20 protein-coding genes are annotated in these 23,706 nt (G+C 46.6%); 6 read left to right on the forward strand and 14 right to left on the reverse strand.

Features of this window, described 5'->3' with window-relative positions; genetic code table 11:
• The first annotated feature begins 119 nt into the window (after nucleotides 1-119).
• Complete coding sequence (locus tag NCI00_RS07470) at nucleotides 120-470, forward strand: hypothetical protein (protein ID WP_166557518.1); 351 nt, start codon at nucleotides 120-122, stop codon at nucleotides 468-470.
• A 114-nt stretch (nucleotides 471-584) separates the two neighbouring features.
• Nucleotides 585-1,430, forward strand: a complete 846-nt coding sequence (locus NCI00_RS07475; protein ID WP_253526396.1) for an ankyrin repeat domain-containing protein — start codon at nucleotides 585-587, stop codon at nucleotides 1,428-1,430.
• Between the two features lie 8 nt (nucleotides 1,431-1,438).
• Here NCI00_RS07475 and NCI00_RS07480 read toward each other — a convergent pair whose 3' ends face one another.
• The 4 genes from NCI00_RS07480 to NCI00_RS07495 form a co-directional block, all read right to left on the reverse strand.
• Complete coding sequence (locus tag NCI00_RS07480; protein ID WP_253526398.1) at nucleotides 1,439-1,822, reverse strand: DUF3037 domain-containing protein; 384 nt, start codon at nucleotides 1,820-1,822, stop codon at nucleotides 1,439-1,441.
• Nucleotides 1,800-2,597 (reverse strand): HipA family kinase, encoded by a 798-nt coding sequence (locus tag NCI00_RS07485; RefSeq protein ID WP_253526401.1) that lies wholly within the window; start codon nucleotides 2,595-2,597, stop codon nucleotides 1,800-1,802. The genes NCI00_RS07480 and NCI00_RS07485 overlap by 23 nt, the downstream gene beginning before the upstream one ends.
• Before the next feature lie 172 nt (nucleotides 2,598-2,769).
• Nucleotides 2,770-3,492 (reverse strand): thioredoxin, encoded by a 723-nt coding sequence (trxA, locus tag NCI00_RS07490; RefSeq protein WP_253526404.1) that lies wholly within the window; start codon nucleotides 3,490-3,492, stop codon nucleotides 2,770-2,772.
• 12 nt (nucleotides 3,493-3,504) lie between these two features.
• Nucleotides 3,505-3,960 (reverse strand): OsmC family protein, encoded by a 456-nt coding sequence (locus NCI00_RS07495; protein WP_253526407.1) that lies wholly within the window; start codon nucleotides 3,958-3,960, stop codon nucleotides 3,505-3,507.
• Nucleotides 3,961-4,155: 195 nt separating this feature from the next.
• On the opposite strand from NCI00_RS07495, the gene NCI00_RS07500 reads away from it, so the two are divergent.
• Complete coding sequence (locus NCI00_RS07500; protein ID WP_253526409.1) at nucleotides 4,156-4,623, forward strand: tetratricopeptide repeat protein; 468 nt, start codon at nucleotides 4,156-4,158, stop codon at nucleotides 4,621-4,623.
• Between the two features lie 12 nt (nucleotides 4,624-4,635).
• On the opposite strand, the gene NCI00_RS07505 is transcribed toward NCI00_RS07500, so the two are convergent.
• From NCI00_RS07505 to NCI00_RS07520, 4 genes are all read right to left on the reverse strand, one after another.
• Nucleotides 4,636-5,919 carry a hypothetical protein gene (locus NCI00_RS07505; RefSeq protein ID WP_253526412.1) on the reverse strand — a complete coding sequence of 428 codons (1,284 nt, stop codon included), beginning with the start codon at nucleotides 5,917-5,919 and terminating at the stop codon, nucleotides 4,636-4,638.
• Between the two features lie 113 nt (nucleotides 5,920-6,032).
• Nucleotides 6,033-8,420 (reverse strand): PA14 domain-containing protein, encoded by a 2,388-nt coding sequence (locus NCI00_RS07510; RefSeq protein WP_253526415.1) that lies wholly within the window; start codon nucleotides 8,418-8,420, stop codon nucleotides 6,033-6,035.
• A gap of 51 nt (nucleotides 8,421-8,471) precedes the next feature.
• On the reverse strand, nucleotides 8,472-9,974 hold the full coding sequence (locus tag NCI00_RS07515) for a DUF1501 domain-containing protein (RefSeq protein WP_253526418.1): 1,503 nt from the start codon (nucleotides 9,972-9,974) through the stop codon (nucleotides 8,472-8,474).
• A gap of 52 nt (nucleotides 9,975-10,026) precedes the next feature.
• On the reverse strand, nucleotides 10,027-11,898 hold the full coding sequence (locus NCI00_RS07520) for a DUF1800 domain-containing protein (RefSeq protein ID WP_253526420.1): 1,872 nt from the start codon (nucleotides 11,896-11,898) through the stop codon (nucleotides 10,027-10,029).
• A gap of 285 nt (nucleotides 11,899-12,183) precedes the next feature.
• Between NCI00_RS07520 and NCI00_RS07525 the strand changes: the two genes are divergently transcribed.
• On the forward strand, nucleotides 12,184-13,110 hold the full coding sequence (locus NCI00_RS07525; RefSeq protein ID WP_253526422.1) for a hypothetical protein: 927 nt from the start codon (nucleotides 12,184-12,186) through the stop codon (nucleotides 13,108-13,110).
• A gap of 20 nt (nucleotides 13,111-13,130) precedes the next feature.
• Nucleotides 13,131-14,057, forward strand: a complete 927-nt coding sequence (locus NCI00_RS07530; protein WP_253526424.1) for a hypothetical protein — start codon at nucleotides 13,131-13,133, stop codon at nucleotides 14,055-14,057.
• Nucleotides 14,058-14,110: 53 nt separating this feature from the next.
• Here the strand turns inward: NCI00_RS07530 and NCI00_RS07535 are convergent, their stop codons facing one another.
• From NCI00_RS07535 to NCI00_RS07560, 6 genes are all read right to left on the reverse strand, one after another.
• Complete coding sequence (locus NCI00_RS07535; RefSeq protein ID WP_253526426.1) at nucleotides 14,111-15,379, reverse strand: MFS transporter; 1,269 nt, start codon at nucleotides 15,377-15,379, stop codon at nucleotides 14,111-14,113.
• 14 nt (nucleotides 15,380-15,393) lie between these two features.
• Nucleotides 15,394-16,488 (reverse strand): zinc-binding dehydrogenase, encoded by a 1,095-nt coding sequence (locus tag NCI00_RS07540; RefSeq protein ID WP_253526428.1) that lies wholly within the window; start codon nucleotides 16,486-16,488, stop codon nucleotides 15,394-15,396.
• Between the two features lie 437 nt (nucleotides 16,489-16,925).
• Complete coding sequence (locus NCI00_RS07545; protein WP_253526430.1) at nucleotides 16,926-17,381, reverse strand: DUF6934 family protein; 456 nt, start codon at nucleotides 17,379-17,381, stop codon at nucleotides 16,926-16,928.
• Between the two features lie 66 nt (nucleotides 17,382-17,447).
• A complete protein-coding gene (locus NCI00_RS07550) occupies nucleotides 17,448-18,125 on the reverse strand; it encodes an SGNH/GDSL hydrolase family protein (protein ID WP_253526432.1) in 678 nt (225 codons plus the stop codon).
• 134 nt (nucleotides 18,126-18,259) lie between these two features.
• Nucleotides 18,260-22,114: a DEAD/DEAH box helicase gene (locus tag NCI00_RS07555; RefSeq protein ID WP_253526434.1), complete on the reverse strand. Its 3,855-nt coding sequence runs from the start codon at nucleotides 22,112-22,114 to the stop codon at nucleotides 18,260-18,262.
• An 82-nt stretch (nucleotides 22,115-22,196) separates the two neighbouring features.
• A complete protein-coding gene (locus NCI00_RS07560; RefSeq protein ID WP_114065585.1) occupies nucleotides 22,197-22,496 on the reverse strand; it encodes a hypothetical protein in 300 nt (99 codons plus the stop codon).
• Nucleotides 22,497-22,606: 110 nt separating this feature from the next.
• On the opposite strand from NCI00_RS07560, the gene NCI00_RS07565 reads away from it, so the two are divergent.
• Nucleotides 22,607-23,455: a hypothetical protein gene (locus NCI00_RS07565; protein ID WP_253526436.1), complete on the forward strand. Its 849-nt coding sequence runs from the start codon at nucleotides 22,607-22,609 to the stop codon at nucleotides 23,453-23,455.
• The last annotated feature ends 251 nt before the right edge of the window (nucleotides 23,456-23,706 follow it).

Genomic DNA, 23,706 nt, shown 5'->3' on the forward strand with positions numbered 1-23,706 from the left:
AATATTTATAGTAATTTGATTGTAGAGAGGGAAAAACAGCAAAATTTTTGTGGCAATGCTTAAATTCTCCACCGCAGAACGATAAAACGACAAACAAATTTTACTGAACAACCAGAAAAATGAGAGAATGCTTAGAATGTGGCGAAAAAATAATCGGTCGGTCTGACAAGAAATTTTGCTCAGACATGTGCCGCAACGCCTACAACAACAAATTAAATTCTGACTCCAACAATTTTGTCCGAAACGTCAACAATACGCTTCGCAAAAATCGTCGTATTCTGGAAGAAGCCTGCAAAGACGACAAAGCCAAGATTTCCAAAGCCTCCCTCTTACGCGAAGGCTTTGACTTTGGTTTTTTCACCAATACCCGCACCACCCAAAAAGGTGCGACCTACTACTTTGTGTACGAATATGGGTATTTAGCCCTCGAAAATGACCTGTTTTTGGTGGTCAAAGACCGCAAGCCCTGACAACCGTTTTCGTGGGTTTCGGTCAGGTATTCAACTGCTGAATTCTACGCTTCAGCATTCATTTATTCCATATCAGCCTTCTATATTTTTCAGTGCTAGTCGTGTCGTTAATTTTTGCAGGGAAATACCGCTTTTGGAAGCACCGCCATGCAAAAACGACTCAATAAACCTTACGCAAATTACCGCGTCATTGCCCTGCTGCTTGGGCTGTGTTTGTTTCTCATTTACAGCCAACCGCTTGCTGACTTATGCTTGTTTTCTTGGAATTCTGATGAAACAAAGCCCTGCTTCAAAGACGAACCTCGGCAAAAAATTGCCCAAGCCATTGATGCTTACGATGTAGAACGGCTAAAGTTTTTGTTGCACAATCCACCGCCCAACCTCAACGACGCCGACAACGACGCCCATATCAATCTGCTCGACTACGCCCGCGACCGTTTTAGCCGCTATACCCACACGCCTATTCACTGGAAACCCGTATTTGAGTTGCTTATCAAAGCGGGCGCAAAAATAGAAGCAACGTCCGCCGGGCGAATTGACACGCACGTCAGGAATGCGGGAATCATGGAGCCAGCGATGTTTGCGTATTTTTTGGAAAAAGGGGCTGATCCCAACGCGACCGATGAAGAAGGCCAACCGCTGATTTTATCCATCATTCAGTACGGCGATGATACGTTTGAAAAAGTACAACTGTTGCTCCAACACGGTTTAGACTTGAAACAAGCCACAGGCGACCTCGAACCGCTCAAAAATGTAACGCCACTCATAGCGGCCGCTTCCAAACAGGAATGGGGAATCTGCAAGCTGCTCGTCGACGCGGGCGACAATGTCTATTACGTAAATCCCGAAGGACTTTCGCTCAAAAAAGTAATGAATGAATACGAAAAAGCCCAAAAACAACGAAATGACCCGCTGTCAGAAGATTATTTAGAACTGAAAAAGAAAATCAAAAAGCACTGAAATAGGCTCTACAAAACCAGCTGGACAAACAGCCGCTCTAGGGTTTCGGCGGCATTTTCGCACAAACCCGGATGCACCGCCGACGTCTGTACCACGGTGCTTCGGGTGGCGGTCAACCACCGAAAACGCTCCGCGCGCGATAATTGTCCAATCGTTCCGCCCTTAGAGCGGCCATCGCAGATTCGGTCAAAAGCCCCCAGTCGCGCAGTCAGTTCGGGCATATCTATCCGGTCCGAAAACGCCCGCAGTCGCGCCTCATTCAGTTCAAATTTTGTTTGTAAAAAACCTTCGGCTGAACAATAGACAATGACCCCGACGTTCAAAAACTCTTCGCGCTCGACGCGCGGCACCACGCGAATCACGGCGTACTCAAATAAGTGTTTTTCGGGCATTTTGTGCTTCTTTGACAAACAGTTCGGACGCGGCAACGCGCGTTTCTAAAAATTGAGCATACACCTGCCGCCGCTCTTGAGGCGACATCGTCGTGGACTCATCCATGAGCCATTCATCGGGCACCAACGCCACAATACTCTGAATCCGTTCGGGCGTCAGAATAGCCCTAAAATGGGCATCTACTTCGTCCAATTCGGAAGCAAAAGGCAACAAAACATGGTCTTTAACGGCCGTAAAAGGGCGTTTGGCCTGCTGTTCCCAATGATCCCATGAGTGGTGAAAATACAGCGAGGCACCGTGGTCAATCAGCCACAAATCGCGGTGCCACATCAGCATATTGGTGTTGCGTGGGGTGCGGTCTACGTTGGTAATCAGGCAATCCAACCAAACAATCCGCGACGCGAGGGTGGCGTTGATGGTCGTTACCAATGCATCAAAAGTAATGGCTCCCGACAAAAAATGCAGGGCCAGATTAAGCCCTACGCTTTCGCGCAACAAATCCTGAATTTCTTCGTCGGGCTCCATCCGGCTGAATGCTTCGTGCAGGTTGCTAAACACGATTTCGGGGACGCGTAAACCGAGCGCCCGGGCAATTTCGCCCGAAATCAGTTCGGCAATGAGCGCCTTGGCACCCTGCCCCGCACCGCGAAATTTCATCACGTACAAAAAATCATCGTCGGCCTCCACAATGGCAGGTAGCGAGCCGCCCTCCCGCAACGGCGTGACGTAGCGGGTTACGTTGACGGTTCGGATATTGATTTCAGGTTCAGCCATTTTATGCTTGCGTCGTTTACTTCTTCTAAAAGTGAGCCCGAAAGTTAGGGCGTTTTTTTGAGAACGACCGTCAGAACGGCCAAAAAAAGAGTGGCGAGAAAAACCTCGCCACTGAAATGGAATCACGAATAACGTATTGATGAAGTATAAAAGCGACGGAAAATGTCGAAAATCAGTTCAACTGCTTCTCCACTTCTTCCTTTCCGATGTACCCAACGTTTTGCCAAACGAGGGTTTTGTTTTTGAATAAAAGCAAAGTGGGCAGGCCTTCAATGCCAAGCTGCTGGGCCAACTCTGGATTATCGTCAGTATTGATTCTTACGAGGTTGACTTTGTTGGCCTTCTCTGTCTTTATTTCTTCGAGGAACGGGGCCATTTTTTTGCAAGGAGCGCACCAATCCGCGTAAAAATCGACCAAAACCAGTTTTTCAGAATTTAGCAATTCATCAAACTGTTGGCGACTCATGCCCGTCGATTTGGGCGTTTCAGCGGTAGTTTCGGGCAAACCCTCGGCCCGCCATTTCATCATACCCCCCTCTAGTTCAAACACTTGCGTAAAGCCGAAACTCCGCATTTTTTGGGCTGCGTCTGCGCTTCTACCTCCGCTGAGGCAATAGACCAAAATGGGTTTGTCGCGCTCAAAACCGTCAATTTTGTTTTCAAACCCGTTGCTGTTCCAGTCAATGTTGTGCGCATTGGGCAAATGCCCGCCCGCAAATTCTTCGGGCGTTCGTACATCCACCACCGTAATGGCGGGATTGGCGTCGATTTTGGCCTTAAACTCCTTGGCCGACAACGTTCCGCCGGTGGTTTCACCGCCACCTTCGCCATTTGGGTTGCAAGCATTGAGCACAAAAACCAACGCGCTCAGCAGCATGAAAGAGTATTTGGTCATATTTTTTGGGTTTTAAGCAACTAACTCCGCTTGCGTTACGATAATTTCAGGTTGAAAGATAATTTTTGATTTTACAGAATTGCTGATTAAACAGGCCGCTTCCGCTTTGTGAAGCACCCGCATTGCTCTGTCTTTTTGGTCATCGGCAGGAAGCGTCAACACGGGCATGAGGGTGATTTCGCTGATTATGTATTTGCCGTCAACCACTTCTAGTTTTCCGACACCTTTGGATGCAAAATGGGTAAAATCTAATTTTGAATTGTCGGCAATTGCCAAAAAAGTGGTCATTAAACAACTATTCACCGCCGCCACCAGCAAATGTTCGGGCGACCAGATGCCCGCCATGCCTTTGGGAAACTCGGGCGGCGTAGCCACTTCAAGGGTATCATTCAAAACAGGCGAGCTCATCGTTCCTTTGCGTTCGCTGTTCCACTCAACCGAGACTTCATAAAAATGTTCCTGTGCCATAATGGTATTTGTATTTCGTAAGTACGATGCAAATATCCCCCAACCCATACGCCCGTTCTGCGACATTTGTCACACAAGTACCCTTATTTTTATGACTAATGACATCTTTTTGCCAATTTTTGACCTACAGAAACCAAAACGACCCAGAAACGGTTTTTTAAACATAACGGTTCTTTCAAGAAAAAATAACCCACCATGGATGCTCTCATCGTTGTCCCGCTTGTCGTAACGCTGTTTTTTCTGCATTACTACCTTACCGACCACGACACCCCAATCGACAAAGACCGGAAGCGTTTTGCGGAGGGAATTGCGCTGTTTGAATCGGGCGATTATACGGCCGCTTACGCTTATTTTGACCAAAAAATAAAAGAAAACCGCAAGTCTGCCTTAGCCTACGAATACCGGGGAAAGTGCAATTTGCAAGATGGCAATCTCTACTCCGCCCTGTATGATTTTACCGAAGCATTATCCTTTGACAACACCCTGGTGGAAGTGCACTTAAAGAAAGGATTGGTTCATTATGAACTGGATGAAATGAACAACGCCTACCTTTCGCTCGACAAAGCCGTGTGGTTTTCGAGGGGTGAAAATGCCGATGCATTGCATTGGCGCACGGTGGTTTACCAAAAGCTTCATCCTTCCCTAATGACTGACAGAAAGTAAAAAACTAACTTATTAACGGTTATCTTCCGACAACCAGTGAAATTGCCTTTCGGCCAGTTGAAAGTTTCGGCGACGGCGTTTGAGCACTACTTTTAGGGAGTCGTTATTGATTTTTCCTTTCAACAAAAGTTGATTCGTGTCGGGCATGGAGTATTGAAGGGTAAACAGAGAAAGGCTGTCGCCCGAACGCTTTTTGAAAGAAATATTCTGCTTCAACGAGTCCGTTACGTACGCAAAATAAGCCCGGTTGTAGCGCTGTCGGAAAATGGTGTCGGTGGTCAGGATGCTGCCACCGTTGTAGTCCTCAAAAACAATGTCTTTCCAACGAAGGCTGTCCTCGTTCATTCGTCCGCCCGCCTCAAAAGAAACCACCTCAAACATCCCCGTGGTGATGGGCTTATTTGCGGGAGATACCACATTGACCTGGTGAAGGCTTTGGTACATGCTATAAAAAGGCACCAACGCAAATATTGCGACAAAGGCGATTTTAAGCACAATTCGACCGATTCTCATCCATTTTTCGGGCAAGGCAAACGAGGGTGAAGGTGGCGCGGGTTTGTTAAATACAAAGAAATTAAGCAATCGCTTGGCATCCGCCAACAGCAAAATATTGCTAAAAACAAACATGTGGATAGAAAACAATTTGACCGGAATATCGTAGCAAAGATTCAGAACGGCCACGTTTAAAAATACACCTACGGCCAAAAAAGCGCCTAAAACGGCCGTGCGACGATACAACAAAAGGATGCCCACCAGCACCTCTGCCGCACCCGAAAAAAATTGATAAGGGGTAGAATATCCAATAAAAAGCCACGAAAACCGCATGGGCAGAAAGTCGCCGAGCGGTGTGGCCAACTGACTCAGCGAAGGGAACGACATCTGAAAACCAAATACCTTGATGAAACCATAGGTAAAGGCAATCATGGCAATGTAGTACCGCAAAATTACCATCAGCCAATAATAGGCTTTGTCGTAGTTTTTCCGACGGTCAAAAATCGACCAAATCACTGTTCCGAGGATGGAGGCCAACGCAAAAAAACACAATTGGGCGTAGCCGTAGGAAGTATCTCCGCTGCCGCCCATCGGCACCAGTACATCTTTGACGTGAAAAATCGTGCGATTGCCCCACTCAACAAGCCATTTCTCCACCTCATTGTAAAGTTCAGTAAAGGTAGAAACGATGGGCAAGTTGCCCATCCATTGGAGAAAGGACAGATAAAATCCTAAATAAATAGCCGTAAAACGAAAAATAACCCTGCGCAACAGGGGCCATTGAACGGCGGTTACATCTTGCATGGGTGGGTCGGTTTTGGGTAAGAAAGTAGGTTGGTAATTTACGACCAGTTGCCAAAAAAACCAATGAAGGCCTAAAATCAATCTTTTGGAACGGTATAAAATATCCCAAACCCTTATTCCACCAGAAATTGTTGATTGATTTTAGCATCATTGACCGTTAGTTCAATCGCGTATGCCCCTTTGGAAAGACGGCCCGTGGGCAGATATTTGATTTGCGTTCCGAGATTCTGATAATAATCGTCAATGATTGTTGCCAGCGTTTGGCCTTTTTTATCCTTCAGCAATAACTTCACCTGCCCGGGTTGGTTAAGACGAAAAATGATGCGTTTGATGTTGGGTTGGTCGGTTGGCTCCGCTCCAAATTCCGTGGCGAGGGATTTTCCCTCCTGCGAAATTTGACTTTGGGTAAATATTGACTGCAAACAAGCTTCAATCTTGGCCGAAAACACCGCGCCAGCATCAATCTGAAAACCCGGCAGCAGCACGATACTGTTGCCCGCCGTAAAGCCTATATTTTGGGTCGTCGGTAATTGTCCTTCCGAAAAAATTGCTTTTTGAGCCTTGTGCGGAGCCGACACGAGCGTCACTCTTCCCGTTTTAATGGTATCTTCCAAACAGGCGAGTTTGATGCCTTTGCAACCGCAATTCCCGTCAAATTTATCGTACACCGTCAACGGGTCGCCGTCGTCGCAGGTGGTGCCGCTTTGTTGACACTGTTGCGCGTTGAAGGTTATTTTACTAAAACCCGCACAAGTAGCATGACCCCAGTTTTCGGTGGCCGTAATCAGCACATAACGCGCCGTGAGGCTATTGAAATCAGGCCCCGTAAAACCCGCGTATTGCGCTGCGCCAGGCGCATTGGGCCACGTATACTGCCCCCCCAATTGCGTCCAAACCACCCCGTCGGTCGAGTAGTCGATGTAAACTGCCTTAAAGCCTTTGGTCGTTTCGTTCAACACGTTGTAGTTCCAAACGCGCGTTCCTTTTAAGGTATATAAATTCCCCAAATCATACTTAATCCAGTGATTCTGACCGCTTCTGGCGGGGTTTGGATTGGTCGCTTTCACGCACGAGAGCCAACCCGTTTCATTGGAATTTGTGATGTTTTGGGTCGGAGCGCAGTAATCATATTTTTGGTATTGGGCCGATGCGTCATCGCAATCGGGGCCCGTGCAAGGCGTGCCCACACATTCGCAATTTTGGTAGGTATCGTTCTTCGTAAATGCGTTGCCGTCGTTGCAGGGGGTATTGTTGGGAACACACGAAATCTCGCATTTGTAGTCGTGCAAATAAAAATCAGATACCCGTTTCCACGTTTTAAACTCGTGAAAGGGTGTTTTCCAGTACAGGTTAAAATGGTCGCGCCAACCATTTTCTTTGTGCCTTATCTCGTAATAATAAAATTGGCCTTTTTGTAGATAAATGGGTGAGGTATTTTGAAACGTATAGGTAGAGTGAGCCGTTTCGTTGATTCCAAAAATCACCATGGCTTGGTGATACTGTTTGTACTGAATAGAGTCATTTTTACTCAGAAAAAACATCGTTTGGTCGTCGCCCGTGAGGTTAAACTCGTACATTCCCGAAACAGGAACCGTCAAATAGCCCTGCACCAGCGAGCCGTAATTGTCTTTGGCATAAGACGCAAAATCGGGGCCTGAAATCCCCTTTAATTGCTCTTTTCGGTCGGGCAACAACGGGAATTTTGGGGCATTCACCAAATCGGGTTCTACATAACTGCCCGTGATATTGTCAAAATAATAGGCTTCTACCACGCCGCGCTCACCCACGCAGGGGTTCGTCGTCGGGGCGATTCCCACGCAGTTACAAAACCCGTCGTGTTGGTCGTTGGTAGTTAGGGCATTGCCGTCATTACAAGCGGTACCGCGCACGGGGCACGATTGCTCGCAAGCGTATTGTTTGATGTTATTAAAGTCAATGATTCGCCAAGTGGTGTCGGAGTTGGCGGTTTTACGCCAATAAAGCGTTGTGTGGTCGCTACAACAGCCTTCGAAGCTGTAAATTTCAAAGTAATAATTTTGTCCCGCCACCAATTCGATGGTCTTGGAGGTTTGGCTGGGTGTTTTGTTGTGTTCAGTTACGTCCGTGTAAGAGGTAACTTCCGCTCGCTTGCGTTTATTGGCAAGCGACTCGTCGGTGCTTAGATAAAAAAGGGCGTGGTCATCACCCGTAAGGTTAAAGGTGTACGTAGCGGTTTGATTCACGTAAATATAACCCCGGGTCATGGCGGCGAAGTACTCGGTATAATTGACGGGCATTTTCAATGAACTCAACATCTGAGTCCCGTCGGGATGGCTGGGGAAATTTTCGAGCGCGGCCAAATCGGCGCTGTCGGGCAATGAATTATTAAAACCTGACCAGTAAGACCATTTGACTTGCCCGGGAGTCCCAACGCAAGTTTGCGCGTTAGTATTCAGGGAAAAACCCACCCAAGCCACCACTACCCAAAAGCAGGAACGAACTGAAATTGAAAGCTTTATCATCGGAATTGTCATATCAACGGATACCATCCTTATTTCTTTTAAATCCATTCATTAATACGTCAAACAGTTTTGGGGAAGATTGTCGGACGAAATTGTGGTTCCGTTAAAATTCATAAATCCAATGGGATATTGACCCGGCGAATAGCTGTAAAAATTGCCGATATTGGGCAACACATAGCACAAGTCACTCGGGCTAACACCGTACCAGAGTGCCAACTCTGCGTAGAACTCATCTGTTGATACAGCAGGTATATAATTACCTCTAAACGAAACATTTAATGGATAATTAATATCCATTTTTGGGTAAGCGCCCATGATTTTTCCGCCGTTTACGGCCCCACCCATCACAATTTGATTGGCTCCCCAAGCGTGATCGGAGCCTTTACCGTTGGAGGTGATGGTACGGGCAAAATCAGAAATGGTAAAAGAAGTAACCCGGTCGGCCACGCCCAATTCTACCGTCGCGTCATAAAAGGCTTTGAGCGCCTGACTCACCACGGGCAGCTTGTCATCCAGCCCCGTCAACAGGTCGTCGTGCATATCCCAACCTCCGTAGTTGACAAAAAAGATTTGCCGTTTTGCGCCCAACTCATTCCGGACACTGATGATTTTGGCGATGGCCAATAGGTCGGTTGCCAGTCGGCTCGTCGGAAAAGCGGTGGTAATGGTTGGTACTTTTTTGAGGGCTTCTTTAAACAACGCAAAGGCCGCCGTGGCCGTTTTGGTGCTCGACGAATAGGTTTGCTGCATCAGGTTGGCGTAAGTCTGCGACACCAGACTGTCCATGGTCGAATTGCGTAAATCGGTCAGGTAACCAGAGTTCCCCCACCACGACGGCAGGGCTTCAAAACCGACACGGTTGGGTTCAACATTATTGCTGATGGCGTATTCTGAAATATCTTTTCCCCGTTGAAAGGCATTTTTTCCCGCCAACGAAATGTTCATCGAGACCTCCTGATTGGCATTGGCTGCGTTGAGCAAATCGGCCATGCGGCCACCGAAACCAAGGGCATCTCGGCTCTGCGGCACCGACGTCTGCCACTGCATGATTTGGTCGGAATGAGAATACAGCCCTAAGGGCAGCTTTTTGAGGCCGCTCTCAAATTCAGATTTAGTCAAAATCGGTTCGACCAATGTGCCGATGTTTGACATAAAAGCCAATTTTCCGCTGTTGAACAAATCGCGCACACCCGTCATCTGGGGATGAACGCCATACGCACCATAATTGCACGCAATACCCCGAAAACCAACGCATTGGGAGTTGGTGAGCGCAATGGGATTCAACACCGACAAGTCGGTTCGGATGGCTTTGTATTCATTAAATCCGTTATCACCACCCGCGTTAACCCCCATAGGAATCAGCATATTATACGAGTCTACCCCACCCGAAAGCAAAATACAGACCAGCGCTTTATAGTCCGTGGGATAAGCCGCTCCACTGGGTTGTTTGCCCACCAGCCCGTTGAAGGAAGTCAGGTTTGTCAGGGTACTGAGCAGGGTGGTCGAACCCATACCCACGCAACCAGCTTGTTTCAGAAAATTCCGTCTATTCATAAGTTAAGTATAAAACCCTTAGATGAATTGTTGTTGGCTAACCGTCGCATTATCAGCGGTTAATGAGATAATCTGGCGAAGACAAAATCAACACCAGCATCAATCTAACGCGGCGATAGGCTTGGTCAGCGTTGGGCACTCCGTTGGAGTTTTCGGAATAGGGCATTTTAACGACCATCGAACGAATCAAATCCAAGGTCTTGGCCGACAGTTTTCCGCCCGTAAAAAGCAGGTTATATTTGTCGAGCAATTGAACAATTTTATCGTTGCGCGTAAAGGCATAATCAGCCACCAAATTAAATTTCGAATCTTGATCGGATTTATATGCTTCACCATTAAAAAGTCCCCAATATTCAACGGGGTCGTCATCAATTAGCCACTTACCGAGCGCATTTACGTAGGCAGTGATGGTTTGGGAGTTCACCAACTGAAACTCTGGCGCAAACTTTCCCTGCGTTTTCAATTCACCGTCGGGTTGAAAATCGGGTTGAAAAAAGTTAAATACCGAAGGTGAGTTCAGCGGTTTTTGTTCCAACCGAGAGAACAAATCCACCATCACATTTCTATATACGCCTCCCTGCGTTGTCAGGGGCAGGCCACGCATCAGATTCATGTATCTCAGAAAAGGTTCGCGAAGTGCTCCCACCGTACTAACAGTTTGGTCGATACCACAATCTCGCGCCTCGGCATCCAACAAAACCGCCCGAACTACCGCTTTTAAGTCGCCACGCACGCCGCTTCCGTTGTTGTTGAACACCGTAGCCACCCGCTGAATGTAACTGGGCGAAGGATTTGACATGACCAACCGCTGAATGAGCCGTCGGGCAATGAACGGTCCTACGTTGGGGTGATTGGCCAACACATCCAAGGCATCCTTGATGTCTTGCTCCCCCTGCAAAACGGGCCGGGCGGGAATCGTTACTCCCAGAAACGTCTTCGGGCCGGGTTCGTGTCCGTCCACGATGCGCGGTTTAGTCTTCCACGGATTTCTTTTGGCGTCGCTCGAATCAATCGGAAAAAACTTCATCGGCAAAGTATAACTCCAGTTGTTTTTTTCATTGTCGCCAAGATAACGGCTATCGCCCCACGACAGTCCCGTAAATACCTTGGCCAAGCCTGCAATGTCGTTGTTGTTGTAGGTCGGGATGAGGTTATTGTTGGCGTCCCGTATTTCTGTTCCGTCCACATTTAGTTTGTAAAGTCCAATCGAAAAAAGCTGCATCAGCTCGCGGGCGTAGTTTTCGTCGGGGTAAACTTTATTGGTCGAATCCGTCGCGTGGTTGTTCATAAAAGTCAAATAAACGCCCATCGCCGGATGGTACGTGATTTTCTCCAGCAGGTTACGATAGGTTCCCAAGCCATTTTCCAACAATAAATCGTAGTAACTAGACAGCGCATAGGGGTTATCGTCAAACGCCGACACCCTCGACACCACAAACAACTCACTCAACGCCCACGCCACGCGCCACCTGACCGCATCGGGGGCGGTCATAGCCCCCTGAAACCACGAAATATCAAAATGCGTGTTGCCCACAAACACGTTGGAAAGGGTGTAGGTATTGGAGGGATATTTGAAGTTTAGCGAATCTACCATCATTTGGTGAATCTGCGCCAGATACGTTTGGGTACGAAAAGTATTGGGCAGCGCAAGCTGATTATCCAGCCATTTCTCAACGCCAAGGTTGCCAACATCCTGTATATGAGCAAAATTATGCCCCAGTGTAGCCTGCGACAAAAACCGCGAAGCCGCCGCCGAGTTGGGCAAAAAGCCCGTACCCGTTAAGGTCTGAATCGCGGCGCTGCTTTGCGAAGAAGCCGTCACCGAAACATTCGGGGTATTTCCTTGACCAAAAGTAATGATTGACTGAGCGCGTAAATGAACCAGAAAACAGCAGTAGCAGAAAAGGAGTAGACAAAATTTCATAAACAGTGAGTTTCGCACAACGTTAAAAAAGCCATTAATGAGCATAAAAGCACCACACCACGCGTAAATTTAGCTTCACTTATTTTTCAAAACAATTTAAATGCCAGAATATCCAAATTGGGTAAACTTTATCATTGGCTACTTAATCCAAATCAACAGGTTAAAAACGGTTTACTTAGAGAAACGCCCTTACTTAAGCTTCATTTTCAACGATTCGCTCGTTTTTTTTCGAATTCGCCTTAGTTATAACCCAACTTTGAAGCAGTAATCAAGAAAACACAACGCATGAAAACTATTTATCTTCCACTCCTATCGCTCTCTTTTTTCATCCCATTCAGTTCACAGGCCCAATACGGCACCATCCTGCCCGACGGCTTTATCATCCCCAAATCCGCCACGCCCCCCGGATGTACCGTAAGTGATAAGGGCAAAATTTATTACAACAGCACCACCAATAACCTCCTGTTTTGTGATGGCTCTGCTTGGAAACCAGCCTCTTCGCAATGGAGCACCCCTTTCTCTCAACCTGACGACATTTATTTTAACGCGGGCAACGTAGGTATAAACACCTCCACACCTCAATATTCGCTAGACGTAAACGGTACGGGAAGATTTACGGGAGACATCTACACCGAAAAATTAGGAATCGGTACCACTACTCCCTCCTCAGCCATTGAAGTACTAGACGGCGACATTGCCATTACGAGCACTGCTGATGCCAAAACCTGGAAATTTGATTACGCTGACGAAAGCAACAGCTTAGCCCTTCGCGAAAACGGCACCGCACGCATGGTGTTTGCCAACGGCGGCAACATAACCATCGGCTCGGGAGCGCCAACCGCCAAATTGACCGTGGAAGGCAACGGCAGTTTCAGCGGCGATTTGACCGTAAACAGCGGAAAGGGAATCGTAAGAAGTACCACAAGTACCCAACTCAAATACCATACGGCCTCGGTTGCGCCGGGCGCCTCCTTTTCGGTTACTAATGGAGGTTGCGCCACGGCCAATGCTTCCCTGACCGCCGCTGGATTCACGGCTGCCCCAACTGTGACAGTTGGAAATCTTACGGGCGGTACGGGAGATTTTGGGAAGTTGGTCATCAATGTACAATCCACAACCACCACCCAGGCCGTGGTCCGTTTTTGTAACCCTACAGCCAGCACAATCACATTAACCAATGTGACTTTCAACGTTTTGTGCATTGGTCAATAATATAAAAACTAAATCGAGCCATGAAATTAGCCTTCATCTTCCTTGGAATATTGTTTTTAACCCAAAAATCAATGGCCCAATTCAGTGAATTAACCGTTGATGCCCTCTCCTTGCCCACCCTAACGGCAACTCCGTGCAGCGAGGGCAACATTGGTAAATTGTACTATAATGCCGTCAATGACAAAGTTTGTTACTGCATCAACTTTGTCAACTCCTCTTCTTTTGCCGAATCAAAATGGGAAAGAAGCAACAATAACATCTATTATACCAAAGGATTGGTCGGAATCAACAAATCAACCCTTGCTTATCCGCTGGATGTCAACGGTACGGGTCGGTTCAATTCGCCGCTCTCCGTCGGCGCAAAGGTTGCCATCAACAGCTCTGTACCACCCGTGGAAAAATTACATATTACGGATGGAAATATCGCCATTAAAAGTACGGCTGATGCAAAATTATGGCGTTTTTCCTACGCAGATGGTGGGGACAGGTTTGAAATAACCGAAACAGGTTTTTCCCCCCGAATGATTATCAATAACGGTGGCGCCATCGGAATAGGTACCGTACCATCAGCCTCCGCCACCCTAAACGTGAGCGGAGGCGGAGCATTCAGCGGAAATGTCTCATCGGCCAACGTCGGTATACTTCAAAATAGCAACGCCACCCAGTTAAAATTATATACGGGCAGCATCACTACCCCATCCTCTACCTTTCTGGTCCAAAGCAACGGCTGCAATATCGCGGGCTTCAATTTTCCCGCTGGAACATTCACGGCCGTTCCGTCGGTTGCGGTTGGAAATAAGACTGCGGGGGGAACATTCGACCAGCGATTGACCCTCACGGTCGAGAGTGTTACGAGCACCGGAGGATACGTCAGATTCTGCAATCCCACCGCGACCAATGTTTCGCTGCTCAGCTATAGCTATACTATTATTGCCATTGGGCAGTAATTTTAAAAACAAGTTGTTTTTGTTGGCGGTGGAGAATATCGCCAACAAAAACGCTAAGAAGGCAATGTTTCTGGCTGTGATACAACGCCCCCAGCCGCATTCCAAGACCTTTTGGCCAGGGAAATCATCACAACCGATAGGAGGCAAATACCCGAAATAAACACAAAAATGATGTTGGTATTGCCCACCCAATCAATGATAAAACCGAAGAGCGGTTCGCCCAACGCCGCAAATACGTAGCCAAACATATTCATAAAGCCAATGCCCGTTCCGGTATAATCCCACCCGAGCATTTCGGGACTCAACGGCCAAAAGCAGGATTGAGGCCCGTACACAAAAAAACCGACCGAAAGCATCAGAAATCCCCCCAACAGCAGATTATTGGCGGGAAGTACATAAACCAACAGCGCCATAACCGCACTCATTAACATCCCAAAACGGATAGAATGGATGCGGTTTTTCTTAAACAGTGAATCCGACAACATTCCAAAAGACAACGCTCCCGCCGCCATGCCAACGGGCAGCAAAAACGTCACCCACAAGTTGCCCGGGTTGTCTTTCCAGTTTTTTCCAAGATAATGTACAGGTACCCAAAAAATAAGCCCATACCGCGCCATGCTTTCAAAACCGAAGGCGAAAGAGGTAAGCAGAAAATGAGGATATGACAAAACCACGCGATAGCGAGTCAGCCAGCTAATTTTTTCGGAAGTGCCGTCTTTCTTAACAGGGTCAATAAAGCCCGCATCAGAGGGTTTATCTCGAGCTACAATCAAAAAAATGGTTGCTGCTACCAGCAGAAACAACACTGGTAAACGAAAAAGCATTCGCCATTCCATGCCTTGCTGCAAAAGCACGATGGACAGCAGGTACGTCAGAACCGACGACAATCCAGCCGCCATCGTATAAAACCCAAAGGCTTTTCCCAGCTCCGCCTCGTTCCACCAATTGCTGATTAACTTTCCGCCCGGTGCCCACGCCATGGATTGAAAATACCCGTTCAACGCCCATAAAATCATGATTGTGGTAATGGAGTCGCTGTAACTGACGGCAATGTTGGTCAAAACCGACAGGTACGCGCCAGTCGTGACCATCACGCGGGCGCTTAGGCGGTCGGCGAGGTTGCCGTTGATGAATTGGCCGATGGCGTAGCCCAACAACATCGAAAAACTAATCCATCCAATGTACGAATAAGATACATTGAGTGACGTGGCCATGCCCTTGGCAGCCCACCCAAAATTGTGCCGACCAGTGTAAAAAAACAGGTAACAAAACATCGTTACCAACAACATTTTCCACTGCTGACCTCTGAAAGACGATTGCATATTTTCTCTTTTAGTTACGGTTCTTCGATTCGAATCCCCACGCGTAATGGCTTGTTTTTCAGGGCAAATTCAAAGGCTTGCTCCGCTTCATTGAGAGAAAACTCCTTCCCGACAATCTGCTCAAAAGGAAACCGTTGGGCACAGCGGCGCATAAAATCAACGGCATACACAAAATCATCGTAATTGTAGTTGTGCAATCCTTTGAGGGTAATCAACCGACGGATGATTTGCTCGGCATCCACCATCACTTTTCGTTGACGAAACACCGCCCCTACCCAAACGGCCACGCCACCCACCGCCAAGGCAGCCACGCCTTCTTCCATCGCTTCTGGCGAGCCACTCATATCAAACACTACATCTATTTTTGAGTAAAAAGAAGATAAACTACTTCCATTTTCCACCCCTGAAGTTGGCGTCAAGAGGCAAGTTTCATCGACCCCAAAAGCCAAGGATTGCTCCAAACGCTGGGGAGAAATGTCGGCCGTGATTATTTTTTTGGCACCCGCATCTTTGCACATCGCTGCGCAAACCATTCCCAGCAGACCGCTGCCCGTAATCAGCACCGTTTTGCCCTTTACCGTTCCCGCTAGTCGTAACGCTCCTGCCACCGTCGCCACCGCGCAATTGAGCGTAGCCGCTACTGGAAGCGACACATTATCAGGAATTTTTAGGATAGCGGTATGCGGTTTCAAGATGCAATATTCGGCCAATCCGCCGTGAAAAGCGTCATTTTCGGTGACCGTTGCGTGGCCGTACTTAAACACTCCTACCGTTTTTTGCGGCATCCCCTGCGCCGACATTTTAGAGTCTGGGTCGGCCGAAAAAATGCTCCACGTCACAATATCACCTTCTTTCAATGGATTTCCCGCGTAGTCTTTCCCCGAATGGCTTTCGCCTATTTTTACCACTTTCCCCACAATCTCATGCCCCAAAATGGTCGGCGTGTTTTCTTTTCTCAACCCACAAAAGGTATGCAAGTCGCTGCCGCAAATAGTGGTGTATAAATTTCGAATCAATACTTCTCCCGCCACTAATTCAGGCAGCTCACGTTGCTGCAACTGCATCTCTTCACCCGGGCCGTTAAAAACCATCAATTTCCCTGAACTCATTTTGTGCACCGTATTCGTTTTTTCGCAAAGTTGGCAATTTTCTGTTTACTTATTTTAAACATAAGTTTACCAAATTATAAATTTTCAAAAATTAGGGCAACAAAAAAAGCCATTAGGGTTTTTCAACCGCTAATGACTTTGGTTAGATAAATGCCGTTGGTGATATTTTCACCGCCAAGCTACAATTTTAATAAAATCATCTTCAAAACCTCCACATTTCAGAAGCGAAAGACTGATTTTTTGCGTAGTTTAGATGATAAGGTATTTTTCATCCCTCAATACTCTAAATCCTTCGGTAAGCCAACTCGTTTAAGTGTTTTTTTTGCTTGAGTTACCTTTTTCTCAATGAAAGTATGTTTTTGCTTTTCATTGATGGTAGAGTCAAATTCGACTTTTGTTATTTTTATGGTCTTTAACATAACACATCAGTTCTCTTATTATCCAAATTTATCAACTTTTCGTTTCACAACAAAGGCTTGATAGTCAGTATTTTTCTGAAAAGGGTACCATTCATCATCCAATAAACCCCAAATCATGAACGTTTCAGTAATTTTCTCAAAATTTCTACTGAGACCAATTCTATAAAGCCTTGTACGTGAGGGAGTACTACCTTCTGCATAGATTAATGCATCAGGGTATTTTTCCGAAAATACCAGCGCAGATTGTGCTACTGTTGCCAGTATTTTTTCACTATCTCCATTATCGGAAACTACCAAATCCGAAATCTCACCCGAAATTGCATCAATATCACCAAATCCTAAATTCCAAATATTAGGAGCTTCAATCAAGGTAAATATAATGCCTTTGAGTATTTTACCATTTTTACCTTCGCTAACAAATTGGAAAGAAATAAAGTTTTGAGAAACCTTTAGGTCGTACTTGTCTAAATTCATGTTTTAATTATTGCAAAACTAACCGACCAAAATTTTATCGCGCATGTAGAACAAATAAAAAGATTCTTACATCCCTTTAAGCACTTTCCACATTTCGTCCGCAACAAACTGATTACCAACCTCATTTAGGTGAACGCGGTCGGAGGTAAGGATATTTTTCTCTTCGTTATTAGGGTTGTTTTTGAGATTATAGTCTAAAAATGCTTTACGCAAATCAATCAGCGGCAGGCCGTTTTTCTTGGCCAAATTCCGAATCATTTGGGAATACTGATTAAGGTCGCCGTCTTGCTGATTGGAGAAATCGGTGCGCTCACCGATGGCAGCTGGGGTGCAAAGAGCCACGCGGATATTGGCCGCCTGCAATTTCTTCAAGATGGCTTCGTAAAACTTCACAAACTTGTCGGGGTCAGTACCTGTGCCGTGCGATGCTTTGTGCCACACGTCATTTACGCCAATGTAAATGATAACCACGTCTGGTTTTTTCGACAACACATCATCTTCCATCCGCAAGTAAAGGTCATAAATTTTGTTACCGCCGATACCCGCGCCAATGAGTTCATATTTGCTTTTGAGGTTTTGTTTTTCGAGCATTTCACCCAATTTTACGATATATCCGCCTGGACGAACACCCGCTTGGGTGATGGAATCTCCGAAGAAAATGACCCGAATGGGTTTATCCTGTTGGGCTGCAAGTAAGGGAAGGGCAAAAAAACTAAGTTTGAGGTACCGAAAAAATCTTTTCATTTTAATTGTTTAGAAGTTGAGAGACATTTTTCTAGAAAGGAAAAATCTTGCTCTTTCTAACAGTTTTTCTTTCCGCAGAGACGCCAAGACGCAGTGTAAAAATACTTTACCCCTCAGCGCCCCTGCTTGAGCCCTTAACTGAACAGCCCCAAAATATCATCTTGCGTGAGTTTTTTCAGGAAGCCCGCTTCAGTCGACACGAGGTCGTCGGCGAGGGCGCGCTTGCGGTCTTGCAACTGCACAATTTTTTCTTCTACCGTATCTTTACAAATCATTCGGTACGCAAAAACGCGCTTGGTTTGGCCAATGCGGTGTACGCGGTCGATGGCCTGCTGCTCCACGGCGGGGTTCCACCACGGGTCTACGAGGTATACATAGTCGGCTTCGGTCAAGTTGAGCCCTATGCCACCCGCTTTGAGGCTCATCAAAAAAACGCGACATTCGTCGTCGCCCTGAAAACGATTGACCCGCTCGGCGCGGTCCTGCGTTTTACCATCGAGGTATTCGTACGGAATGCGGTCGCGTTCGAGCTTTTGACGAATCAAATCCAGCATTTTCAGAAACTGACTGAAAATCACAATCTTGTGATGGGAGGCATTCTCTTCAATCTCGCGCACGATTTCGGCCAGTTTGACCGAATCTTGTCCGTAGTCTTCATCGTCGGAAAGCAAAGCTGGAGAATCGCAAATTTGACGGAGTTTTAGCAAGCCTTCCAAAATCAAAAACGACGCCTGTTCTCGCCCAACTTCCGCCATTTTGCCCGCAATCATGTCGCGGTATTTATCCCGAAACGCATTGTAGACTTTGCGTTGGCGCTTGTCCATCTCGCAATACAGCACCGTTTCTGTCTTTTCGGGCAGGTCTTTGGCTACTTCCTCCTTGGTGCGTTTGAGCATAAAAGGATAAATCAAACGGCGAAGCTCCGCCGCCCGGCTCTTGTCCTGATATTTATCAATCAAGGTAGCGTATTCGGTCCGGAAAAAATCTTCGTGGCCGAGAAAGCCCGGATTCAAGAAATCAAACTGCGAATATAGGTCAAAGGTATTGTTTTCAACGGGTGTCCCCGTCATGGTCAGGCGATTTTGGGCGTTGAGCAGTTTGACCGCCTTAGAAATCATCGAATCGGGGTTTTTGATGGCCTGTGCCTCATCCAACACCACGTAATGAAACCGAAAGTTGCTCAACAATTCAATGTCTGAACGGACTGAACCATACGTTGAAAGGATAATATCGTAGCGATTAAATACCTTGGCATTTTTGGTGCGTTGCGGCCCCGTGTGTACATAAAGCGTCAGTTCGGGACAAAACTTAGCCGCCTCGGCCTGCCAGTTGAATATCAGCGTTTTAGGTACTACCACCAAGTGTACGCCTTTGGGATTGCGATTTTTTTGTTCCTGCAAAAACGTCAGCATTTGCAGGGTTTTGCCCAACCCCATGTCGTCGGCCAAACAACCGCCCCAACCAAATTCATCCAAAAAATGCAGCCATTTATAGCCTTCTTCTTGGTACGGCCGCAGGGTGGCGGTGATGTTTTTTGGCAGATTTATTTTTTTTATTTCGGTAAAATTCAACAGTTTTTCGCGCTTTTCGTCGAGTTCTTCGAGCAATTTTGGGTTTTCGATAAACTCTTTGTAGCGTTCCAAAATCGTAAAATGTTGTTTAGAAAGCCGCAACACGCCTTTCTTCTCGTCCACTTTCCCAAACCGAAACAACTGCGCATATTGTGCCACCCATTCTTCGGGCAGCAGTCCGTACGAGCCGTCTTTGAGTTCGACGTAATTTTGCTTTTTCAGAATAGCCTTCCGAACGTCGGCCAGCGCCACCGATTGGTCGCCAAACGAGACTTCTACCTGCAAATCAAACCAGTCAATCCCCGAAGAATTACGGATTTTGAAGGTCGCTTTGTTGGGGTTGTAACGGAATTTTTTGAGGTTATTAAACCCAAAAAGCTTGGTGCCGTACTGATTCAGGGCTTCATAAAACTGAAACAGCCAGCCCGCTTCCAACACCTGCTCAGAGGGCAAATAAAAATACTCGTCGGTTTGGTGCTCAAAAGCGGGGTGTTGTTTTTGCAAAAACTGCACAAAAGTTTCTTCAGAATCACGGTCCCGGCGTTGAATCTGCACGGTATTGTTGTAAGCATTGACCCGCGCCTGCCGAAAATCGCGGGGTAGTTCTATCTCGTCTCCGTCTTCGGTTGTGTACACAAAAACGGGCACAATCAACAGATTATCGTCGGACTCTTTGAGATACACCCTTCCCTCCTGCCATTCGAGGTCAGTCTGCGAAATGGCCTGATTTTTATCAAATTCGACCGAAAACTGGTCGGCCAACGGAATCACAAAGCCGTTGAAAAACGCATCATCGCGCACTGAGCGCAGGCGAATAGCCCCACCCAGTTCAAAAAAATGACGGGCTACTTTGGCCGCTGCCGCCGAACGAAAACGACAAAGTAAATCACTGGGCAGCAGTGCCAACCAATACGTTTCCAAATCGGTAAGTTCCTGAAACGGAATCAGGGTTTCATTGCCGTGTTTAACAAATGCCTCCAGAATGGTTTCTTGTTCGGTACGCGAAAGCTGAAAATGCAAATCCAGCGGGGTCTCGCTGACCATCACGGCCGTTCCAGTGCTGTTGGAACTAATTTTTTGATTGACCCGAACGGCATGACCCACCAGCAAAGGGAACAACTTTTCCAGCACCTTGCCCGTAATTTCAAGGGCGGCATCAATGATTTCTTCGGTATATTTGATATTCCAAGAAGAAGTAGAGAGCTTAAACCCACGCTGCCGCAGGGTTTCGTGCATAAATTCTTGCCCTAATAACCGACTAGAATTCATGATCTCCAAATCGGTGGCATCGGCGGCGGGGCGTTCTTTATCGGTCCAGTTGATACGGGCAAAATGGGCTACTTTTCCCGTTTTGGAATTCAAAAATCCTTTGCCTACTTCGAGCCTAAAAAAAGGAAGTTCTTTGGTCGTAAAATGTTCCAATAAGTACACAAAAACGGGCTTATCTTTGGCATTTTCGGCAGGTACAAACGGACTGGCAGACTTGATGGGCAGGGTACTTTTAAAGACATTTCCCCACTGCACCCCCGCAATTGGCTGAATGCTTTTGTCTAATACGACCAGTTCCAATTCGCCGTAATGATTGATTTTAAAGTCAAATTTTCCGACCAAATTATCCCCCGAAGTGTAGCCATATTTGGCCAGCAACGCATCTTTTTCGCGCTCCCAATTCTTCAGTAACTCAAGTGCGTACAGCCCCCGTTGCTGCTTGAGCCACACCAAAACCCCCATCATGTGCTCACAGAGCGGCGTGCGAAGTTCTTGCTGGCAAGTACACGAAAAATGGTACTTAAACTTCTCTAATCGGGTAATTAGCACCGTATTAACGCCTTTTTTGCGCACAGACAGCTCAAAACGTTCATAGCCTTTGCCCTGCTCTACGGGCTTTACTTCTAAATAATGACGGCGACTTGCCCAAAAAGAAAGCGGAACATTGTTCTGAATCTGTTGGTCGTCGAGGGTGCGTAAAACCACCGTCGTGTCCGTCATTCGGTGCAGGGTGGGCTTATGAAACACGAGCTTTTGGGGCTCAATTTGCCGCGACGAATCCGTGATGTCAATGATGATTTTTTTTAGGTCGTGAATCGTCGGCTTGGTTTTTTCTGAGCCTTCACTCAGAAAATTTTCCAGTGCATAAGCCGCCGCTACGCCGTGCTTACAGGGATATACCTCTGAGGGGCAACTGCAGTAACATTCAATGGCATCGGTATCGTCCATGCTCGACAGTTCCACTTCGTATTTTTGCGGACTCGATTGACTTTCAACGTTAAACTTTGCCGCATAATAGTCTCCGTCAAAACTCGCAATTTTTACTCCTCCACTTCTAAAAATATCATTCCCGCGTTGACGAACAGCACTTGAAGCTTCTTTTCGCAATGCGGTCAAACTTTCTATGATCAGTCCTTTAAAATAAGCCATTTTATAGTTTCAATTTCCAGGTTGCCAAGGGTCAAATTCTGACCTGTAATTCCTGTCAACCCGTTCACAAAAGGTGGTATGTTCAGTCTAATTCGTTAATATATTCCGCTGGCACATCGTAGAGTTCATTTTCAACATCCTTCATTTTAGGGAACATCTTGGTATCAGGTTGGATTCCATAACGAAATTTAATTTCGGTGAATTCAAACGAAAAGTCGCTTTTGGTCGTCGATAGTAACGGAAAGTCAACCCGTACCTGATAAATCGTCCCTTCGATGGTCTCGTAGGGAGGTTTTTTGTACAAAGTAAACAAATCAATCTTTACCCGCTCGCCAATGCGAAAGGGAGATTCAATGGTAGGTAATGGAAATAAAAGTTTCATAATAACGCGAATAACGATAAAACGACAGTCCTTTGCAACGAAGTCGTTACCTTCGCCGTATTATTGAACAATTCAAAACGCAAATCGTTCTGTAATTATTCAGCTTTTTAATGATACAACGAATACTAATTTTTGGGATATGTTGGGGTGGGCTATTTCTTTCTGCAGAAGCCCAAGTTGAAGAATATTATCGTCCTTTTAAACGGCCAAAAACGGCCATTTTGCTTACCCAACCCGATTTAGTTCGCTCCAACAGTCATTGGTACATCGGCATTGAAGGCGGTGGAAAATGGAACGGGGCTACGCTTTCCAATTCCCTTTTTGGGCTGTTGGCGTATCAACCAGGCTACACCGATAGTTACGCAGGCGGGCATTTGGGGTATTCTCATAATTTACGTTGGACTATTGAATCAGGCTACATTCGTAATCCCTCCAATACCATCATGCGGGTCAATGCCTTTCGGGGTTTTACGGTCCGGGTCAATGAACTTGAGCACAGCATTCCGTTGCGGTTTAAATGGCGCATTCTTCGGTTGGGCAACGTTCTCAAGCAATCGGGCATCTACGTCGGTGCGGGGGTTTTGTGGACTCCCACGCGCAAAAGGCAAAATGCCGAAACTTTTTTATTAACAGGTCTTACCCGCTCATCGGGCGCTGGAAACGCACCCGATACGCTTTTGGTAGAAAATCAAACCTTCTCCACTGGAAAATCTAAGCTAGAACCCGAAGTAAGCCTTGAATTTGTGGGCCGCGTATCGACCCACCTCGAACTCGTCGCCTTCGGGCGCGTTCACTACGCGGGTGCTTCTGCGCTACGCTCCGACTCCCAATTATACATCAACCGACTGATTGAAAGCTCTTCTTCACTTACTTTACGGCCTGTTAGCTATCAGTTCGGCGTAGCCATCCGGTACATTTACGGAATGCGCAATTTGTACCGTAGTCGTTACGAAGACTGAAATTATCCATAACCACGACAATCTTTCTCCTTAAAACTGCTTCAACTGGCCAATTTTGCGCTGATAAAAGCCCATTTTTTACACATCTTGTTAAATAATTTCGTCATCCTAAGCAAACCAATAAGAGAGCTACTGATGAAAAAAAACGGTAAAATTCGATCCCTAAAATGGTCGTAAATCATTTTATGGGTGTAAATTTAGCAAATTGCTCAAAAGTTACTTTTCGTTTCCATCTCCAAAAACACCTTAAC

The sequence above is a fragment of the Runella salmonicolor genome (genome assembly GCF_024158025.1).
Taxonomy (GTDB): domain Bacteria; phylum Bacteroidota; class Bacteroidia; order Cytophagales; family Spirosomataceae; genus Runella; species Runella salmonicolor.

Bases quoted from the DNA above. Each gene is read 5' to 3' on its own strand.
- NCI00_RS07565 (WP_253526436.1), top strand. From the start codon at position 22,607: ATGATACAACGAATACTAATTTTTGGGATATGTTGGGGTGGGCTATTT.
- NCI00_RS07530 (WP_253526424.1), top strand. From the start codon at position 13,131: ATGAAATTAGCCTTCATCTTCCTTGGAATATTGTTTTTAACCCAAAAA.
- NCI00_RS07545 (WP_253526430.1), bottom strand. From the start codon at position 17,381: ATGAATTTAGACAAGTACGACCTAAAGGTTTCTCAAAACTTTATTTCT.
- NCI00_RS07500 (WP_253526409.1), top strand. From the start codon at position 4,156: ATGGATGCTCTCATCGTTGTCCCGCTTGTCGTAACGCTGTTTTTTCTG.
- NCI00_RS07525 (WP_253526422.1), top strand. From the start codon at position 12,184: ATGAAAACTATTTATCTTCCACTCCTATCGCTCTCTTTTTTCATCCCA.
- NCI00_RS07540 (WP_253526428.1), bottom strand. From the start codon at position 16,488: ATGAGTTCAGGGAAATTGATGGTTTTTAACGGCCCGGGTGAAGAGATG.
- NCI00_RS07515 (WP_253526418.1), bottom strand. From the start codon at position 9,974: ATGAATAGACGGAATTTTCTGAAACAAGCTGGTTGCGTGGGTATGGGT.
- NCI00_RS07485 (WP_253526401.1), bottom strand. From the start codon at position 2,597: ATGGCTGAACCTGAAATCAATATCCGAACCGTCAACGTAACCCGCTAC.
- NCI00_RS07520 (WP_253526420.1), bottom strand. From the start codon at position 11,898: ATGAAATTTTGTCTACTCCTTTTCTGCTACTGCTGTTTTCTGGTTCAT.
- NCI00_RS07510 (WP_253526415.1), bottom strand. From the start codon at position 8,420: ATGATAAAGCTTTCAATTTCAGTTCGTTCCTGCTTTTGGGTAGTGGTG.
- NCI00_RS07470 (WP_166557518.1), top strand. From the start codon at position 120: ATGAGAGAATGCTTAGAATGTGGCGAAAAAATAATCGGTCGGTCTGAC.
- NCI00_RS07535 (WP_253526426.1), bottom strand. From the start codon at position 15,379: ATGCAATCGTCTTTCAGAGGTCAGCAGTGGAAAATGTTGTTGGTAACG.
- NCI00_RS07505 (WP_253526412.1), bottom strand. From the start codon at position 5,919: ATGCAAGATGTAACCGCCGTTCAATGGCCCCTGTTGCGCAGGGTTATT.
- NCI00_RS07560 (WP_114065585.1), bottom strand. From the start codon at position 22,496: ATGAAACTTTTATTTCCATTACCTACCATTGAATCTCCCTTTCGCATT.
- NCI00_RS07495 (WP_253526407.1), bottom strand. From the start codon at position 3,960: ATGGCACAGGAACATTTTTATGAAGTCTCGGTTGAGTGGAACAGCGAA.
- NCI00_RS07555 (WP_253526434.1), bottom strand. From the start codon at position 22,114: ATGGCTTATTTTAAAGGACTGATCATAGAAAGTTTGACCGCATTGCGA.
- NCI00_RS07480 (WP_253526398.1), bottom strand. From the start codon at position 1,822: ATGCCCGAAAAACACTTATTTGAGTACGCCGTGATTCGCGTGGTGCCG.
- NCI00_RS07550 (WP_253526432.1), bottom strand. From the start codon at position 18,125: ATGAAAAGATTTTTTCGGTACCTCAAACTTAGTTTTTTTGCCCTTCCC.
- trxA (WP_253526404.1), bottom strand. From the start codon at position 3,492: ATGACCAAATACTCTTTCATGCTGCTGAGCGCGTTGGTTTTTGTGCTC.